This window comes from Nannocystis exedens (genome assembly GCF_002343915.1).
In the GTDB taxonomy this organism is placed as follows: Bacteria; Myxococcota_A; Polyangia; order Nannocystales; family Nannocystaceae; genus Nannocystis; species Nannocystis exedens.
The window spans coordinates 2,300,001-2,317,031 of record NZ_NETK01000001.1; the positions used below are offsets into that span (position 1 = coordinate 2,300,001).

A 17,031-nucleotide genomic window follows, 5' to 3' on the forward strand; every position below is an offset into this window, starting at 1 on the left:
CGGCCGCCCCGGCGACGTTGGTGAAGCCGAGCAGCAGCCCCGGCTCGACCGGCTGGTCGTGCTGCCAGTCGCTGAGCGCCTGCAGCGCCAGGCCTGCTCGGTCCGCGGCGCGGGCCAGCTCACGGTCGTCGGCGCGGCCCGGCAGGCGCACGAGCAGGTGCATGCCGCCCGCCTGCAGTGCGACGCGGAGGCGCGCGCCGAACACCGCGTGCAGGGCCTCGACCACCGCCGCCCGGCGCCGGGCGTAGAGGCCGCGCATCTTCTTCACGTGGCGGGCAAAGTGACCCTCGCGCATGAAGTCCGCGACGACCGCCTGGACCAGCTGCGGGCACCCGCCGTGGAAGGCGGCGCAGGTCGCCTCGAAGCGGGGCACGTCCCGCTCGGGGACGACGACGTAGGCGAGGCGCAGCGCGGGCAGCAGCACCTTGCTGAAGGTGCCGGCGTAGTACACCACGCCCTCGCGGTCGAGGCTGGCGAGGGCGGGCAGCGGCCGGCCCTCGTAGCGGTATTCGCCGTCGTAGTCGTCCTCGAGCACCCGGGCCCCGGTTCCGGCGGCCCAGGCGAGCAGCTCCAGGCGGCGCGGCAGGGCGAGCGCGACCCCCAGCGGGGCTTGATGCGACGGCGTGACGACCGCGAGCCTGGCCCGCGCGGCGCGGCGGCGGCCCTCCGCGACACGCAGGCCCTCGGCATCGACCGGCACCGGCACCCCCCGCGCGCCGTGCGCCTCGACGAGCAGGCGCGTCGGCGGGTACCCGGGATCTTCGACCCACACCTCGTCGTCCGGGCCCAGCAGGGTGCGCGCCACCAGATCGAGGGTGTGGCGGTAGCCCGCCGTGACGAACACCTGCGTCGGGGCGCAGCGGAGGCCGCGTGAGAGCGCCAGGTGGGCCGCGATGGCCTCGCGGAGGCGCGGGTCGCCCGCGGGCGCCGGGTAGCCGTCGTCGAGCCGGGTCGCGTCGCGCAGCCGCCTGCCCGTCAGGCGCGCCCACAGCGCGTGCGGGAACGCGTCCAGCGCCGGCAGGCCGAGCTGGAAGGGACGCACCGACCGCCGGTCCGGCAGCGCGGCGGCCGGACCGGCCGGACCGGGACGGCCGAGCCGGGCCGCGTGCGGGCCGATCGCGGCCACGCGGGTGCCCGCCTGGCCCTGCGGCAGCAGATAGCCCTCGCCGATCAGCAAGTCGTAGGCGGCCTCGACGGTGCCCCGCGCGAGCCCCAGGTCGCTCGCCAGGCCGCGGATCGAGGGCACCCGATCGCCGGGTCGCAGCCGGCCGTCGGCGACCGCGTCGCGGACGCGCGCGTAGATCTGCCGGTAATAGGGTGTGTCCTCCGAGGGGTCGAGCGTCAGCGAAAACGCCGTGGCGGACATGTCCCAGTGATTTTCGCAGATCTTGGACCTTCTGGCCAGGACATGGTCCGCACATATTCGCGGCGTGACGATCGCAACCGACGAGATTTCGCTGCGCCACGCGGAGCACGACGACGAGATCCGCGCCTGCTACACGACGATGGCGGGCCTGCGGCCGGGCCTCCGGGACGCCGAGGAGCTCTGCACGCGGGTCCGTCGCCAGCAGGCGCAAGGCTACCGCCTCCTGGCCGCCTGGCGCGGCGGAGAGCCGCTCGGGCTCGCCGGCTACCGCGAGCAGGAGAACCTGATCTACGGCCGCTTCGTGTACGTCGACGACCTGGTGGTGCGAGAGGATGTCCGCCGCGAGCAGCTCGGCGAGCGGCTGCTCTCCGCCGTCGTCGAGGAGGCACGCCGGCTCGGCTGCGCCCGCCTGGTGCTCGACACCGGGATGGCCAACACGCTGGCGCAGCGCTTCTACTTCCGCCAGGGCCTGCTGGCGGTCGGTATGCACTTCGGCCGGAGCCTGGTCTGAGATGTCCGCGATCCTCGCCATCTACGCCAGCCCACGCGGCGCGGCGTCTCACAGCGAGCGGGTGGGCCGCATGGTGGTCGAGCGCCTGCTGCGGCGTTCGCCCGACGCGAATTTGATCATCCGGCGCGTCGGCGTCGAGCCGCCGCCGCACATCGACGCCGCCTACGCCGCGGCGATGGAGACGCCGGAGGCGCACCACGCCGCCGCGGACCGCCAGGCGCTGACGCGCTCGGAGGAGATGATCGCCGAGCTCGAGGCGACCGACCGCCTGGTGATCGCGACGCCGATGCACAACTTCACGGTGCCGTCGACGCTGAAGGCGTGGATCGACCACGTGGTGCGGGCGCGCCGCAGCTTCGCGCTGACGCCCCGCGGCAAGGAGGGTCTGCTGGCGGACCGACCGACCTACGTGGTCGTGAGCGCCGGCGGCGTCGTGTCCGGCGATGGGCCGCGCCAGCCCGACTTCGTCACGCCCTACCTGCAGCACGTGCTGTCGGTGTTGGGGATCCGCGACGTCCGATTTCACATCCTCGAGAGCCTCGTACGCGGTCCGGAGGCGGTGCACGCCGCGGAGCGACGCGCGCGCGCCTGGCTGGATCTGCAACTACCGGAGGAATGACGATGCCCCGCTACGATTACGCCACCCTCTCGCCCGAGGTGATTCAGGGCTTCCACGCCGCCCACGCCGCGCTTCTCCGCGGTCCGCTCGGCCGGCCGCTCATCGACCTCGTGTACCTGCGCGTGTCGCAGATTCACGGCTGCGCGTATTGTCTCGAGATGCACTCGAAGTCGCTGCGCGACGGCGGCGAGACGACCAGGCGCATCGACGCCCTGGCCGGCTGGCGGGTGAGCGCTGCTTACACCCCGCGCGAGCGCGCCGCCCTCGAATGGGTCGAGGCGGTGACGGATATCGCCCGCACCCACGCGCCCGACGCGAGCTACGTCGCGCTCGCGGAGCACTTCAGCGAGCGGGAGATCTCCGACTTGACGATGGCGATCGCGCTGATGAATGCGCTCAACCGCGTGGCGATCGCCGCGCGTCACTGACGGCACGTCGGATGCGGTTCGAGGCCCGCTGCAGCCGCTCCCGCACGAGCGCTGGCGGGCCGGTACCACACGCGCTCACCGAGGACGAGCGCGTCCTCGGACCCCCTTCCTGCGCCAAGGGAGACGACGCCGGTCGTGCCCGAAGCGGCCCTCCTGGGACTGCCTGCCCAGACAGCATCATTGACGGTGGAGAGCAAGCGGTCGGCGCGGTGGGATGATTCGTCGATGGCAGGGGGGTCACTGCCGAAACGACAGCAGGGGCCCCGGGAGGCGCTGTGGAGACTCGGCGGCGAACCACGCCCGCGTCGCGTCACGAAACTCGGCGAGCGCGAGGCCGCCGGCGTCCGTCGCACACGCGTCGAGCTTGGCCAGGCCGCGCGCGAGCAGCCGCGCGGCGCTCTCGGGCTTGCCCTGCACGCGCAGCTTGTGATGGGCCGCGGCGACCTGGATGAGGCCCTGCAGCAGGCGGCGCTCCTCCGGGTCGGTGGCGGCGCGCCAGCGGTCTTCCCAGGCCTCGTGGGCGGCGAAATGGGCGCCTGCGTTGAACAGCGCGACGCCGCGCGCGAGCGGCGTGTCGAGGCTCGTCGGCGGCACGGTCATCGGCCCCGCTCCATCCATCGATCGAAAGCGGGGTCATCCGTTCGTCGCACTGCCGCGCGCTGGCTGTCCGCGCCCTCGCCCGGGGTGATGATAGGGTGGCCGCCGTGGGTGTGAATGGTGTCCGCACCGGGACGGCCGTCGAGCTCCGCCCCGCCGGCCACCGCCTCCAGGAAGTCGTCGCCAGGACCGCCGCGCTCCTCCGGCCGACCAGCGCCACACGCGGGCCACGTGCCAGGGGCTGCTGCGGTCGACGGAGCGCTCGACGTAAGGTGTTTGAAGGACCATGTCGTTGTAGACATGTTCGAATGTTCATCCCTCGTCGGGGCAGCGCGTGCGATAGTCACGGACCAGCACGGCGAGGCCGTCGGCCTCGGGTTCGGCCTGCAAGCGCGCGAGGACGAGGCCCGCGCGCTCGGCAGGCGCGGCGACCCGCACCTCGGCGGCGAACGAGAAGGGCGCCGCGTCGCACGCGAGCTCGTCGCACACCTCGATCTCGGCAACGATCGCCCGCGCCTCGGCGGCCAGCGCCGCCGCGAGCTGGCGATCGCACGGCACGTCGGAGGCGGGGAAGTGGTGCAGCCCGTCGGCGACGTGCATCCACTGGTGCGCCAGTCGGGCGGCGGCGGCGGGGTCGTCGAGCGAGTCCGCCAGCACGACGACGCCGTCGGGGAGCACCGCGCCGCGCGCGTGGCCGCCGAAGCAGATCGTCGGGCTCGCGCCGGCGATCGCGGGTCCGACGCGCGATCCGCGGACCGCCGCGACCAGCGAGCGTGCGCGCTCGGCGTGGGCGACGGTACCCGCCGGACAGGGCCGCGCCGGAGGCTCGCACGCGAGGCCGGCCACGAGCAGCAGCGCGGCGAGGTGACGGCTGTTCATCACGATCGGCGGATGATACCGTGGCGTCGAGGAAACCGTGAAATTGTGTCGCCCTGTGCGCCTCGTCTGGCCCCTCGCGGCCGCATTCGCGCTGCTCCCCGGCCCCGCGCGCGCCGATGTCATCCGCCGGCCGCCGGACGACTGCCCGCCCGGCAGCGAGGGGGGCACCGGCCATTGCGGTGCGGAGTGCTACGCCCTGGTCTGCACGAACGACGACGAGTGTCCCGACGGCACGATCTGCCAGGCGACGAAGGCGTGCATTCGCGTCCTCGATTGTTTTCCAGAGCCACAACACGTCCACGGTGGCGCATGCTCGCCTGAGGATACCTGCCGGGGCGACGGCGAGACCTGCCAGGCCATCGACCTGTGCCTCCCGGCCGGTGAGACGACGTCCGGTGGGAGCGAGACCGGCAGCAGCACCAGCAGCGGCACGAGCAGCGGCAGCACCAGCAGCGGCACGAGCAGCGGCAGCACCAGCAGCGGCACGAGCAGCGGCAGCACCAGCAGCGGCACGAGCAGCGGCAGCACCAGCAGCACGAGCACGAGCACGAGCACGGAGAGCACGAGCGGCACGAACAGTGGCACGAGCAGCGGCAGCACCAGCAGCACGTCGCCTGGCACGAGCAACGGCAGTACCGAGGCGACCCCGACGACCGGTGGCCAGCCGGGGACCACGGGCAGCGGCACGAGCAGCTCCACGGGCGGCGGCGCGGGCAGCAACACGGGCGGCGGAGGCAGCGGCGACAAGGCCGGCTGTGCGGGTTGCGGCCTCGCGGACCGGACGCACGGGGTCCTCGCCCTGCTCGTGATCGTCGGGGCTCGCAGGCGGAGGCGACGTCAACCTGTCCCAAAAATCATGTGAATTCGCAAGCGCGAGAACGCGCGCACCTGGGGGCCGTTACGGCCGCACCGAGGCCATCCTGTCCGTCAGGACAGCCCCCCTCCACGCCGCCCACCCCGAGCGCTTCGTCCGCGGAAGACCACGCCCCCATGCGAGCGCTCGCGACTTGCCAGTACGCGCGAAACTCGCCTTCTCCGCGCAAGCCCTCCGGACCCAATCACCTGCTCCTCCCCGAGGCTCGGGTGAATTTCGCGCGTTTCGGCGCCTGCGACAAAGCGTACCGCGCTCCCGTGCTGCCCGCCGACCAGAGAAGCGAGATCGCGCGCAGGGCCAGGTCCTGAAGGGGGAGACGCAGTAATAGCGGGGCTCGCCGTCCGCTACCGATCTCCAAACCGCCGCAGCGCGACGGCGATCGGCGACACTCTGCAGAGACAAGCGAGGTCGAGCGCTACGGCCGCAGTGCGCTCGACGGTAAAGGAGCCGCCAGCGTAAACATGGTCCCCGGGCGGTGGCCATGCGGTATTCGGGGAGGCGCGTACCGGGCCGCGGCGATGCGCGAGCGATGTCTGCCGTTCGGACGCGGTAGACCCGAAGATCATGGTGCTCCTCGTCAGCTCCAAGGTTCCGTAGACGGGGCACGCTCGTGGGCCGCATCGCCGCGAGCGCGAAGCGGAAGCTGTCGCCGCGAGGTCGAGGCCCGTGAGCACGCCGGTCCACGCATGGGCACCGTCGCCGTCAGCGTCGGCCAGCGACACGTCGCCCCGGCAGCCTATCCACGCGAGCGCGATAACGGGCCGCGCGGATATATCAGCGATCGATCGCGCAGGAGCGTTTGAAGCTCCAAACAGCCGGCGGCTTGACATTGTGGAGCGGCATTGGTTTCCTGGTGCGATGGGCTCTCCGCCCATTCGCAAGCCGGCCGACCGCCGTATTCAGGAGAATCGACATGGCCATCAAGACCGAAGTGTCGCTGCTACCCATCCCGCCCATCCATCATGCGGCCCAGGCCGCGATGCCGGACCCATTGGGCTTGCTCTCGCTGTTGCCCGGCACCTGGTGTTATCGCCGGGCACGATCCGCGCGAATTCGCCGACATGTTTCGCCGACAGACTTCGCCGACGCGTTCCGCCGACAGAGTTTGCCGACGTACTTCGCCGATGCATCTCGCCGCCGCGTTTCGCCGCGCCTATTTTCGCCGGTCAGCGCGCGCGCCGAGGCCGGCGTCCCGCGGGGCGCCGGCCTGAGCGAGGGGGTGCTGGTTACTCCGCGGCGACGGCGTTGGCGCGCTGCGAGCGGCGTGAGCGGCGGTCCTTGGCCTCCTTGAGGCGGTAGGAGTCGCCGGCGATCTCGACGATCTCGGCGTGGTGACAGAGGCGATCGACCAGCGTGCCGACGCAGGTGGCATTGGGGAAGATCGCGCTCCATTCGCTAAATGGCCGATTGGTGGTCACGACAGTGGAGACCCGGCCATATCGCTGATTGAGCACCTCGAAGAGCAGGTCGGCGGAGCGATCGGAGTAGCTGAGGTAGCCGACTTCGTCGACGACCAGGAGCTCGGGTTTGGCGAATCGATGGAGTCGGCGCTTGAGCGCGAGGGCGCCGTCCTGCGAGGCCAGGTCCGTGAGCATCGCCGAGGCCGAGACGAAGCGAGCCGTGTGTCCGAGGCCGAGGGCGTGCAGCGCGAGGTTCTGCGCGAGCATGGTCTTGCCGACGCCGTTGGGGCCGATGAAGACGACGTTGGTCGCGTCGCGGAGGAAGTGGAGCTGGAAGAGCTCCTGGATGTGGCCCTGGTCGATCTTCTTCGGGTGCTTCCAGTCGAATTCGGCGAGCGGCTTGATCGCGGAGAGCTGCGCGTCGCGGAGGCGCCGCTCGTAGTTCCGGCGCTTGCGCTCGACCTCCTCGATCTCGATGAGGCGCTGCAGCCACGGTTCGCGCGCGTGGGTGTGCCAGTGCGTCAGCACGCCGTGCAGCCCGAGCGCGGCGGCGCGACGGCGGAGGGGATCATCGTGATTCGTCGTCATCGTTCTCCTGGTCGGTGCCGGTGAGGAGGTCGTAGTCGGCCAGCGCGTGCGGTCGCACGACGATGTCGCGGAGCCGCGGATCTTGCGGCTGGGCGCCGGGCAGTCGCGGGATCGCGTGCCGATCCTGTTGCAGCAGCTGGCGGACGGCGGGGATGTCGACCACGTCGCGCTGGACGCACTCGGCGATCGCCTGCTCCAGAGGACAGGCGCCGTACTCGTCGAGCAGGCGCAGGAGCTGGGCGACGGCGGTGCCCAGGTTGTGGCCCCGCTCCGCGACGCGGATCAGAAACGTCCGGGTGCTGGGCGCGGCGACGACGAGGCGATCGGTGCCGCGGTGCTGCTTGGCGGCGGCCTTGTGCTCGAGGAACGCGCTCTCGTGGCGCGGATCCTCGACCCGCGCGCCGCGGTCATAGCTCCGCGGGTGATCGGCGACGACGTTCACGCCGTCGACGATGCGGATCCGGTCGATGCCGGTGACGGCGATGAGCTCGCTCTCGACGTGGCGGTGCGGGACCGAGTAGTCGTTGAGGTCGAAGCGGACGTAGGGTGTCTTGCCGACGTGCACGGGCACGTGCGTCTCGCACGGGAAGGACGCGTCCGGCAGCGGCAGTAGCCGCGGCTGCTCCTCGGCGAAGGCCTCGCGGACGGTGCGGGTCTGATCCTCGGGCCAGCGCCGATCCATCGCGGGGCCGTCGCAGAAGGCCTCGAGCTGGGCGTTGAGGTCGTCCAGTCCGTCGAAGGTCGGGCCGCGAAGAAGGCCTCACGAAGGTAGCGGATCGCTCGCTCGACGCGACCCTTCTCGTTGCCTCGCCGCGGTCCGCAGGCCCTCGGGGCGAAGCGATAGTGGGTGGCGAGATTCAGCAGCGTGGGGTTGAAGCGAATGGCGTCACCCCGCCGCTCGACCACGGCGCTCTTGAGGTTGTCGTAGAGCAGTTCCCGCGGCGCCCCGCCGAGACGCTCGAGGACGTAGACGTGGCCGGCGAGGAAGACCGGCATCTGCGACCCGAGGTAGAAGCGCGCGACCAGTCGACGCGACCAGCTCAGGACGACCACGAATGCCATCAGCGGGCGCTCGGCGCGGCCGATCTTCAGCGTCCCGAAGTCAGCCCAGTCGACCTGCGCCTGTTCGCCGGGCAAGGTCCGGAGTCGCAGGAATGCCTCGCCCTTCGGACGGGCCCGCAGCCGCGCCACGACCTCGCGCAGGCGCGACTTCTGGCCGGGATAGCCGCGTTCCTTGAGCATGGCGAGCAGCCGGCTCGAGGACAGCGTCGGGTACGCGGCGAGCGTCTCGCGGATGAAGGGGAGGTACGGATCGACGATCGACGGCCGCTCGCTCAGCGTCGGGCCCATGAGCTCCTTGCGGCCGAGCACGCGACGGACGACGCTGTGATGAATCGTGAGCTGACGAGCAATGGTCCCGATCGGCCAGTGCTCCGCAGAATGGAGACGCACGATCTCCGCCTCGATCTCGGGGGTCATGCGCTTCATGGCTCACCTCGGTCCGTCACGCGGACGCCGATCGACGCCCGCACCAGGGGGCTTGGGGGCACGAGGAGCCCGGGGACGGCGCGGGCGCTGCCGGATCCATCCGTCAGACCCGCGTCCACATCGCACGCAAGCATGAGCGGCGGGCCTTGCCACAAGGCCAGGCCCTCCAGGATGTGCCGCAGCGCCAGCCTCTCCTCGCCCAGGTACGGCAGGTCCGCTTCGAGCAGTCGCCGCGACCGCGATCTCACGGTCAGCATCGCCCGGCTGTCCTTCAGGACAAGTTCCGAACGCCATGGTCGTTCCAGCATGTGGTTCCTCGCTCCTGCGCGCGCCGACCACCTCCGTGGTGGTCTCGGCCGCGTCACTCCGGAGCCTGCCGACGCCCTCGCTTGCGGGAAGACCCTGATGCGTCACTTTCTGCCGAACCGCTTCGCGGTATCGTCGCTGGCGCGCCGCGTGCCGATGGGCTCCAGCGGGGGTTTGTTGGTATCGACGACCCGCAAGGCGCAGCGACTCTCGCCGCTGCGCTCGAGCACAGGCTAGCCCACAGTAAAGGTCACCTCGATCACACCGGCGGCACAGCACGACGAGCTGTCGGCACCGCCCGCACAGAAATGCTCGGAATCCCCCCTCGTCGTCGATGGCGTCGCCACTCCGCCGTCGACATCCACTTGCCTTCCTGAGATCGCCGCGGTACCTTCACCCGTCGATCATCGCCTGACCTTAGGGTCATCTTCGACACCGAGCGCTGCGGGCTGCCACACACCGCAGCGCTCACCCTTTTCTTGACGGCAGCACCTCTCTACCCGCAGCGCCGTTCCCGTCCACGATTTCAACTCAAGGGCCAGCTGGCCGGGTTCACCCTCAGCCCGATTGGTTGGCTGGCTTACACATCAGGCAGGATCCGCCGAGCCGCTGCGACACCGGCGGCATGTCTCGTCGGCGAATTCACGCGGATCCTGGCCGGCGCTAACACCTGGCAGGGGAAGGGCTTCAACCAGATCTGGCGCCCGTTCCCCGACCCCACCAAAAAGCAGGATCGCTTCCTTGAGCTCAACAGCACGATCGAGACGCTCGAGTTCGGCGACAGCCTCGGCCAGATCCCGAATCGCGGGCTCTTCGGCCAGCCCGACATCACCCTCTTCGGCCTGACGTACCTGCAGCAGATCTCCGACGCCAACGTGAAGGGACCGAACGGTCAACCGGCGGGCCTGCACGTCGAGCCGGGGATCTGGCTGAACGTCCCGGCGACGACGGACCCGCAAGATCCGGCGACGGTCGCCAGGCTCGCCTCGATCCCGCACGGCACCACGATCGTCGTGCAGGGCGCCGGGAGCGTCGTCGCCGGGCCGCCCGAGATCGCCGACAACGACATCTTCCCCTTCCCCATAGGCCAGCCTTCAAAGCCCATCACCGATTTCCCGGAGCAGAACCTCTCGATCCCGACCGACTTCCGCAGCAAGCCCGACGACATCCGGGGCATCACGCAGGAGATGGTGAACAACCCCAATTCCGTGCTGCAGACCGTCATTCGGGAGCAGCGCATCACGTCGACCACGGTCCTGCAGATCTCGAGCGCGAACCGGACCCCGCCGCCGAGTTCGGGCGGCGGCACGTCCAACATCGCCTTCCTCGGGCCGAACGCCAACGCGGTCGAGATCGACGCGATCTTCTGGATCGAGACGGTCCAGACCGGCGACACCGTGACGCACCAGCTCCAGTACACGCAGCGAGTCCTCCTGAACTTCGATGGCCTGAGCTGGCCGCACGTCTCGGTGGCGACGCTCACGAAGGTGCGCTGACGATCACGGGCGCCGTCTTGCCTCGAGAATTCGCCCGCGGGCACGGGCCCGCGGGCGACACCTTGCGGAAGCGTGGCTCATCCGTTCTATGATGTCGCAAGCATCAAGTTCAGCACATCCGCGAACGCCTCGGCAGTGTTCTCTCCCGTGCCACCGACCAGATCGCCACACCCATCGAGACGAAGCGTGAGAAGGACCTCGAGGACGAGACGAAGCTTTGTGCTCCCCCGCAGTTCCTCGCCGGACCGCCTCCTCGCCCAAGCCCTCGTTGCACAGCTCGAGGTTGGCCGACTTCATTTCGACCACGACGCGGCTGCGTTCGGAGAAATACTGGAGAAGTTCTCTGGCGCGGAAGTGCACATCCTCGCCAAAGCTCGCCAAAGCTCGGGTAGCTGCCCCTTCCGAAGGGAGACACCTGTAAACGCGACGTAAACCGACGGGAAACCCAGGGCCGAAAGCAAAACCGCGCGACTTCCTTGGCGGATCGGCCTAACCCACCGCGTTTACTCGCGTTTTCGCTCTTCTCTAAAGTCCACTTCTGTCTCGCCAATCGACTCAGATCGACCGCAGTCTTGGAGAAGTTTTGGAGAAGGGGCTCTTGAAAACCCGGGAGGCTCGCATGCGAGCGCTCGCTTCGAGCAGTTCGCCCTCGCCGTCCGCGCCGGGCCCCCGCGCCGGCGCCGACGGCTCCCGCTGCGCCGCCCGCGAGCGCGGTCCCCTCCCCCGCCGCGCCGCAGGACTGCGCGGACCTGGCAAATGACCAGTTCGGACTACTCGGATACAGCCCGGAAGCGCAGCCGCGGTTCATTAGCGTCCATCGAGCTGCACGTCGTAACGCTTGAGGATGTCGTTGACCTCAAGCTTCGCGGCCCGGCGCTTTGCGTCGACCATAAGGAAGGGGCGTTCATCGTCACCACGACAGACGGCCACATCAACTTGACGTTTCACCTCGGAGTGCCGCCCGAGCACGTGGTGATCGGCCGCTGTCGAGGGTTCGACCCAAAAAAGGGGAGGTCGGTACTCTCTGAAGAACATCTCAACGATGGCCTTCTCGTATCGCTTGGCGTCCACGACGCCGACCTACCGTTTGGTAGTTCGTCGATCAATCTTGACTTGGGCGACGAAAGCGAGCGGGACGTCCGCCGCGGACGGCTAACCATGGGCGGTTGAGCGCTTGCGAACTGGGCGCCTCGGGTGACGCGCTGCGTCCACCGGTTGCTCGGCTGCTCAGCACCGGCGCGGCTGGCGCACATGGTCTCATCGTGGGACTTTTCGGACCGGGCCCGGAGACGACGACGCATAGCGCCGCACGGGCGCAGGCGCACGCCGGCGTGAGACCGCGCGCGAGCGCATGCACCAGCGACTGCGCGAGTGGCGGGCTGAGGGTTGTTCCTGCCGGCTCGGAACCTCGAGTCGACTCGCATTGCGAGTGACGGATCTATGGGATACATGGGCCCATGCCACAGCTTCGTTATGCACTGTTCCCTGCGCTGCTCGCCGCCTGTCCGGGGGAGCCCGGCGCCTCGACGGGTGACACCGACACCGCGACGGTCGACTCGACCCAGACCGACAGCACAGTCGGGGGCATGACGCAGGCTCCGACGACGACCGGCACCGAGACCGAGGGCAGCACGACGAACGGCGACCTGACGACGGACAACCCCACGACGACGCAAGGCACGACCACCGAGGGTGTGTCGACCGATTCGACGGCGACCACCGATTCCTCGACCACCGACTCGACGACCACCGACTCGACGACTACCGACGCCTCGACCACGGATTCGACGACCACCGACGCCTCGACCACCGACACAGCCATGCCCGGCGAGTGCATGCCGGGCGAATCGCAGGTCTGTTACAGCGGCACGAAGGGCACCGCGGGCGTCGGAAAGTGCAAGGCCGGCGAGCAACAGTGCGGCCCCGAAGGCATTTGGGGGCCGTGCGAGGGCGAGGTCGTCCCCGCGCTCGAGACCTGCGACGAGAACGGCGACGAGGACTGCGACGGCGCCGATCCGTGCCTCGGCGACGGCGCGCAGCAATGGGCGGTGACGTTCGGTGACACCGGGTACGACGAGGGCGAGCGCGTCGCCATCGACGCCGCCGGCAACGTCGTGGTCCTCGCGTGGGGCGACGGCCCGATCGACTTCGGCGACGGCCCGCTCGACAACCCCGGCAAGAGCGCGTACCTGGCCAAGTGGTCGCCCGCGGGCGAGCTCCTGTGGGCGAAGCACTTCGGCGACCTGGACTACGAGGGGGGACCGCCCTACGGCATGGCGCTCACGCCGGAGGGAGGGATCGTCGTGGCCGGACACTTCCGCGGCCTGATCGACTTCGGCGGCGGCAAAACGGTGCAGAACCTGACCCCGAACTACGACCTCTTCGCCGTCAAGTTCAACGACGACGGCGTGCACGTGTGGAGCAAGCCGTTCCACTCCCAGCAGAGCGCCTTGGTGATGGACCTGGCCGTCGCCCCGAACGGCGACCTCCTGCTCACCGGAGAGTTCAACACCGGCATCGACTTCGGCGGCGCCACGCTGACGTCCGCCGGGCTCTCCGACGTGTTCGTCGCCCGGCTCACCGGCACCGGCGGACACGTGTGGAGCCGCGGCTTCGGCGATGCCTCCGGTCAGCAGGGCCTCGGCATCGCCGCCGACTCGGCTGGCAACACCTACGCGACCGGCTTCTTCAACGGCACCCTCGATCCCGGCAGCGGTCCGCTGGTCTGCGTCTCGGACCAGGATATATTCCTCTTCAAGCTCGACCCCGCGGGCGACGCCCTGTGGGGCGAGCGCTTCGGCGAGGTCGGCGTCCAGGGCCCGTACGGCGGCCTCGCCGTCGACAGCAAGGGCCGCGTCACGGTCGCCGGCAGCACCAACGGCGTCATCGACTTCGGCGGCGGCGCGCTGGAGGGCCCCCTGCTCCTCGGCGTTCTCGCCCAATTCGACGGAGACGGCGCCCACCTGTGGAGCCGACCGCTGTGCGAGGAGGGCTCGGTCCCGCGGCGTGTGGCCACCGATGGTCTCGACAATGTCCTCGTCACCGGGACTTTTCAATACGGCTGCGATCTCGGCGGCGACCTGCTGGGCTCCGACGACAACGCGTACGACGTGTTCGTCGGCAAATTCACGCCGAAGGGCCAGCACGGGTGGAGCAAGGGCCTCACGGGCGGCAGCACGCAGACGGGCGCCGGCATCGCCGGGTCCGCGACCGGCTCCGTCGCGGTCACCGGCGACTTCTACGGCGAGATCGACCTCGGCGCCGGCGTCGTCACCAGCCAGGGCGAGGCCGACGGCTTCGTCGTCGTCTTCGGCCCGTGAGGCCGCCGCGCGCGACGCTCGACCGCGACCCACGATAGCGACGACGCTAACGAGCTGCCGAACATTGGCCTCTTCGTGGCCCGACCGACGCTGGTGGCGGCGACGGTGGCGGCCATACTGGCGGGCGCGCCGAGCTGGCCCACAATCTCCGGCACTACCCGCGCGCTGTCGGTCGCGCGGATGTCGTCGATCGCCCGCCACGACCTGGACGCTGTGGCCCTGTTCGCGCTCGTTCGCTGATGGCTCCGGGACCCAGCTCCGCCCCGGTGTGCGCGGAGAGCGGGACATCGCGCCGCTGACCGTTGGTGAGCACGCGTTTCCCTTCTCGGGGTCCGCGGGTCAGCCCTTGGGCCACGGCTTCGTCGTCGGCTTCCTGGCGTCGGCCGTACCGCCGCCCTGAGCCTCTCCGAGCGCCCAATGACAACATCCTACCCAGCGACTCCTGGCCGACGTAATGGACGATGGTCAACCCCCGAGGAGAGCGGCCCGTGCACGCGCATCCAGGTGCGGCACCAGTCGCGGGCGAGCGAGCTCGCCTGCAGGCGGTCCCGCCGGCGCTCCAGCGCCTCGCCGAGCGACCGCGTCAACGCGCGCGCCTGGAGCTGTATGGGGTGCGGCCCCGAGGCGACCCGGTAGTGGTCGAGGCGTGCCGCTGCGAGGGCATCGACCTCGAGCTACTGGTCGCCGCCGTGTGGGGTGCCCGAGGAGGAACTTCAGGAAGATCTGGCCGAAGCTGGTGCACTGTCCGCTGCCGGCGACGAGCTCGGCGAGGCCCATGGCCGACAACGTGCGCGCCGGCTCCGGTCGCCTGCCCGACGCGTCGGAGCGGGAGAAGATCGCCGCGCTGGTGGCGGGGTGAGGCGCGGATCGTAGTACGCTCGCTAGCATGGCTACCCCCGTCCTGCGCTATCGCTTCGTCCTCAACACCTCCGACCTCGGAGCCCAGCTCGAACGCAACTGGCGCGCCATCATCCCGCGGGTCGAGAAGACCTACGGCAACACGCTGCTGAAGCAGCTGGTGCCCGGGTTCAAGGTCGGCGGGACGAGCTGGGCCGAGCGGCTTGCGGCCCTGCGCGAGCGAGTCAAGGCGGGGCCGGCGATCGTCCCCAAGGCGCTCAAAGGCATCTACGAGTCGGAGACCTGGCTGCTGGCGGCCCTGCAGGCGGAGGCGAAGAAGGGGCCGCACCCGGGCACGTCGCTGCTTGAGCTCGAGCTTGAGGCGCTGCCCGGCGGCGGGGCGGTGCTGGCGCCGAAGCGCGACAAGTACGCGTGCATGCGCCAGGTGGCGGTGGTGCTCTGCGACTTCGCGCCCGACTCGCCGATGGCCGGGAAGCTGGCCAGGGCGGTCGAGAAGGACGACGTGAGGGCGTATCCCAAGGAGTTTCAGGCGGTGATCCGCAGCGAGGGCGCGGGCAAGACGAAGGGCAAGTACGCGTTGCTGGCGGTGACCGAGCTGCTGAAGCCGTTCAAGGCCGGGCGCGGAAAGGCCGAGTGCTACGCCTGCTGACGGCCGTCAGGCGAAGTTCCACGCGCGCGGCAGCTCGGCGGCGCAGTTCGGGCCCAGGATGCGGCGCGGCGCCGCCACGAAGGACGGCGAGCAGGAGGTCCGGGCCCAACACGAAATAGGCGGCCCACCAGCGACCGAGGAGCCAGGGTGGCGGTGCCCCCGCTGCTCCGGCACCTGCAACGACGGGACGTGCGAGGGCTACGGCCCGGCCTGCCTGGCGATCGGCGAGGATTGCGAGAGCGACGACGCCTGTTGCTCGTCGCTGTGCGACGCCGAGCTCGGGTGCAGGAAGCCGCCCTTCTGCCGCCCCGCCGGCGAGCCCTGCGCTGCGACTGCTGCTCGGGCGTCCGCGGCCCCGACGGCGACGGCGTCCTCCGCTGCACCAAGCAGGGCCCGGCCACTTGTGGCGAGCCCGACTTTGTGTGCCTGCCGAGCGGCGAGCTGTGCGAGACCGACTGCCAGTGCTGCACGGGCGTGTGCGACGAGCCCAAGCCTCCCGACATGTTCGGCCAGTTCCCCAAGCGCTGCCTAATGGCCGCCGACATGGGCGGCGAGTGCCTCCCGGCCGGCGAGGACTGCACCGACCCGACTGCTGCGACGGCTTCTGCGTGCCCTATGCGGAAGACGGCAAGTGCGGCGACGCGTGCGTCGGCTACGGCGACGGCTGCACGCAGGACGGCGACTGCTGCCCACCGAACGTCTGTTCGCCCGACGGGTTGGGCGGGCAGCTGTGTGCGCCGCTGCCGGGGTAGCAGCTATGTTTTCGGACTGCAGTGCGGCAACGGAGCCGCTCCCCACGGGGCCGACGGGATGTCTGGCACGCCGACGTCGAACCAGTAGACGCGCTGGGCATCGATGGCGAGCAGGTGGGGCGTCCCGGCCGCCTCGCTGATCATTTCGGGCGGGCCGCCAGCATCCTCACGAGGCGCAGGGAGCGGCACGTACTCCGGTAGCGACGCCTGCTCGACCGCTCGGTCGCCAAGCTGCTCGACGCCCGGGCAACGTCGGCGCCGCTGACGGCGCGCTCCAGCAGGCCGTCCTCGGGCAGAGGGATGACGAGCCCCTCGGCAGTCGACCGCCGCGCGCGAGTGACGTTGCAGGTCTTCCGCAGCGACCGGTCCATCGCCATGCGGGAGGCTCACCGACGCCGCGATGACGCACATCGGCACGCTCGGCAAGCTTTGGCGGCTAACGCTCAAAGACGTTGAGACGTTCACCGACGAGGGCTATCGCCAGCTCGAGAACCTCACACACCTGCGCTTGCTGCTTCTGTTCGCGCCGCTCGTGACGCTGGAGGCGCAGGCGCGTCTACACGCACATTTGCCGCGCCTCTGGATCGACTGCTCATCGAGCGGTCGCGGACCGCCGGTCGATCGACCGCGTGGCCCGAAACCATGGACCTGTGCCGCGTGATACGCCCCCCGGCGCTCGCGCAGAGACGTCTCTTACGGAGGTGCCAACGTCTTCCGGAATGTCTCGCTCGTCGATCACGCAGCGCCGACGTAACCCAGATAGGCGAGCGGCTACCGCCGCTGATCGCCCAGGTCACGAGGTGGAAGGGGCGCTCTGCCCACGAGCGCCTCGAGGCTGGTGCCGCCGGCCACGCCGGCCGCCTCGCCCGCCGTCCTCGCGGCGCCGAAGCAGCCTCGCAC

General features: G+C 70.2%; 20 protein-coding genes and 1 pseudogene (1 of these 21 cut by a window edge). 11 read left to right on the forward strand and 10 right to left on the reverse strand.

Annotation, left to right across the window (positions count from 1 at the left end):
• Nucleotides 1-1,366, reverse strand: the 5' portion of a protein-coding gene (gene pdxR / locus NAEX_RS08940) for a MocR-like pyridoxine biosynthesis transcription factor PdxR (protein WP_096327090.1). 53 nt of this gene lie to the left of the window's left edge; only the first 1,366 of its 1,419 coding nucleotides appear in the window; its start codon is at nucleotides 1,364-1,366; its stop codon lies beyond the left edge, outside the window.
• Between the two features lie 139 nt (nucleotides 1,367-1,505).
• On the opposite strand from pdxR, the gene NAEX_RS08945 reads away from it, so the two are divergent.
• Genes NAEX_RS08945 through NAEX_RS08955 form a run of 3 tightly spaced genes read left to right on the forward strand, consistent with a single transcriptional unit; the run spans nucleotide 1,506 to nucleotide 2,924 of the window.
• Nucleotides 1,506-1,877, forward strand: coding sequence for a GNAT family N-acetyltransferase (locus NAEX_RS08945; protein WP_096333561.1), 372 nt, complete (start codon nucleotides 1,506-1,508; stop codon nucleotides 1,875-1,877).
• A gap of 1 nt (nucleotide 1,878) precedes the next feature.
• The gene (locus NAEX_RS08950) at nucleotides 1,879-2,496 is read left to right on the forward strand and encodes an FMN-dependent NADH-azoreductase (protein ID WP_096327091.1); all 618 of its coding nucleotides are present in this window, start codon (nucleotides 1,879-1,881) and stop codon (nucleotides 2,494-2,496) included.
• Entirely contained in the window at nucleotides 2,493-2,924 is a 432-nt protein-coding gene (locus NAEX_RS08955; protein ID WP_096327092.1) for a carboxymuconolactone decarboxylase family protein, read from the forward strand. The genes NAEX_RS08950 and NAEX_RS08955 overlap by 4 nt, the downstream gene beginning before the upstream one ends.
• 237 nt (nucleotides 2,925-3,161) lie before the next feature.
• On the opposite strand, the gene NAEX_RS08960 is transcribed toward NAEX_RS08955, so the two are convergent.
• The 3 genes from NAEX_RS08960 to NAEX_RS49870 form a co-directional block, all read right to left on the reverse strand.
• Complete coding sequence (locus tag NAEX_RS08960; RefSeq protein WP_170135576.1) at nucleotides 3,162-3,524, reverse strand: DUF309 domain-containing protein; 363 nt, start codon at nucleotides 3,522-3,524, stop codon at nucleotides 3,162-3,164.
• Nucleotides 3,525-3,833: 309 nt separating this feature from the next.
• Nucleotides 3,834-4,400: a hypothetical protein gene (locus NAEX_RS08965; RefSeq protein ID WP_096327094.1), complete on the reverse strand. Its 567-nt coding sequence runs from the start codon at nucleotides 4,398-4,400 to the stop codon at nucleotides 3,834-3,836.
• Between the two features lie 189 nt (nucleotides 4,401-4,589).
• On the reverse strand, nucleotides 4,590-5,123 hold the full coding sequence (locus tag NAEX_RS49870; protein WP_170135577.1) for a hypothetical protein: 534 nt from the start codon (nucleotides 5,121-5,123) through the stop codon (nucleotides 4,590-4,592).
• A gap of 267 nt (nucleotides 5,124-5,390) precedes the next feature.
• On the opposite strand from NAEX_RS49870, the gene NAEX_RS54885 reads away from it, so the two are divergent.
• Nucleotides 5,391-5,582 (forward strand): CPCC family cysteine-rich protein, encoded by a 192-nt coding sequence (locus tag NAEX_RS54885; protein ID WP_476703773.1) that lies wholly within the window; start codon nucleotides 5,391-5,393, stop codon nucleotides 5,580-5,582.
• Nucleotides 5,583-6,500: 918 nt separating this feature from the next.
• On the opposite strand, the gene istB is transcribed toward NAEX_RS54885, so the two are convergent.
• From istB to NAEX_RS53730, 5 genes and pseudogenes are all read right to left on the reverse strand, one after another.
• Nucleotides 6,501-7,262, reverse strand: coding sequence for an IS21-like element helper ATPase IstB (istB, locus tag NAEX_RS08975; protein ID WP_096327095.1), 762 nt, complete (start codon nucleotides 7,260-7,262; stop codon nucleotides 6,501-6,503).
• Complete coding sequence (locus tag NAEX_RS54420; protein WP_420814115.1) at nucleotides 7,243-7,827, reverse strand: Mu transposase domain-containing protein; 585 nt, start codon at nucleotides 7,825-7,827, stop codon at nucleotides 7,243-7,245. The genes istB and NAEX_RS54420 overlap by 20 nt, the downstream gene beginning before the upstream one ends.
• A gap of 218 nt (nucleotides 7,828-8,045) precedes the next feature.
• A pseudogene (istA, locus tag NAEX_RS08980) lies at nucleotides 8,046-8,750 on the reverse strand (IS21 family transposase); the annotation flags it as partial.
• Nucleotides 8,747-9,058 carry a hypothetical protein gene (locus tag NAEX_RS08985; protein ID WP_143825545.1) on the reverse strand — a complete coding sequence of 104 codons (312 nt, stop codon included), beginning with the start codon at nucleotides 9,056-9,058 and terminating at the stop codon, nucleotides 8,747-8,749. The pseudogene istA and the gene NAEX_RS08985, both read right to left, overlap by 4 nt.
• A gap of 102 nt (nucleotides 9,059-9,160) precedes the next feature.
• Complete coding sequence (locus NAEX_RS53730) at nucleotides 9,161-9,286, reverse strand: hypothetical protein (RefSeq protein WP_275937634.1); 126 nt, start codon at nucleotides 9,284-9,286, stop codon at nucleotides 9,161-9,163.
• Between the two features lie 249 nt (nucleotides 9,287-9,535).
• On the opposite strand from NAEX_RS53730, the gene NAEX_RS08990 reads away from it, so the two are divergent.
• On the forward strand, nucleotides 9,536-10,552 hold the full coding sequence (locus tag NAEX_RS08990) for a heme-binding protein (protein ID WP_096327097.1): 1,017 nt from the start codon (nucleotides 9,536-9,538) through the stop codon (nucleotides 10,550-10,552).
• An 807-nt stretch (nucleotides 10,553-11,359) separates the two neighbouring features.
• On the opposite strand, the gene NAEX_RS08995 is transcribed toward NAEX_RS08990, so the two are convergent.
• The gene (locus NAEX_RS08995) at nucleotides 11,360-11,623 is read right to left on the reverse strand and encodes a hypothetical protein (protein WP_096327098.1); all 264 of its coding nucleotides are present in this window, start codon (nucleotides 11,621-11,623) and stop codon (nucleotides 11,360-11,362) included.
• A 386-nt stretch (nucleotides 11,624-12,009) separates the two neighbouring features.
• On the opposite strand from NAEX_RS08995, the gene NAEX_RS09000 reads away from it, so the two are divergent.
• From NAEX_RS09000 to NAEX_RS09015, 6 genes are all read left to right on the forward strand, one after another.
• A complete protein-coding gene (locus NAEX_RS09000) occupies nucleotides 12,010-13,872 on the forward strand; it encodes an NHL repeat-containing protein (protein ID WP_143141572.1) in 1,863 nt (620 codons plus the stop codon).
• A gap of 75 nt (nucleotides 13,873-13,947) precedes the next feature.
• Nucleotides 13,948-14,112 carry a hypothetical protein gene (locus tag NAEX_RS49875; protein ID WP_170135578.1) on the forward strand — a complete coding sequence of 55 codons (165 nt, stop codon included), beginning with the start codon at nucleotides 13,948-13,950 and terminating at the stop codon, nucleotides 14,110-14,112.
• 496 nt (nucleotides 14,113-14,608) lie between these two features.
• The gene (locus tag NAEX_RS53735; RefSeq protein ID WP_256254135.1) at nucleotides 14,609-14,731 is read left to right on the forward strand and encodes a hypothetical protein; all 123 of its coding nucleotides are present in this window, start codon (nucleotides 14,609-14,611) and stop codon (nucleotides 14,729-14,731) included.
• Between the two features lie 27 nt (nucleotides 14,732-14,758).
• Entirely contained in the window at nucleotides 14,759-15,379 is a 621-nt protein-coding gene (locus NAEX_RS09005; RefSeq protein ID WP_096327100.1) for a hypothetical protein, read from the forward strand.
• Nucleotides 15,380-15,987: 608 nt separating this feature from the next.
• Nucleotides 15,988-16,131, forward strand: a complete 144-nt coding sequence (locus tag NAEX_RS49880) for a huwentoxin-IV family protein (RefSeq protein ID WP_170135579.1) — start codon at nucleotides 15,988-15,990, stop codon at nucleotides 16,129-16,131.
• A 400-nt stretch (nucleotides 16,132-16,531) separates the two neighbouring features.
• Nucleotides 16,532-16,792 (forward strand): hypothetical protein, encoded by a 261-nt coding sequence (locus NAEX_RS09015; protein ID WP_096327102.1) that lies wholly within the window; start codon nucleotides 16,532-16,534, stop codon nucleotides 16,790-16,792.
• The last annotated feature ends 239 nt before the right edge of the window (nucleotides 16,793-17,031 follow it).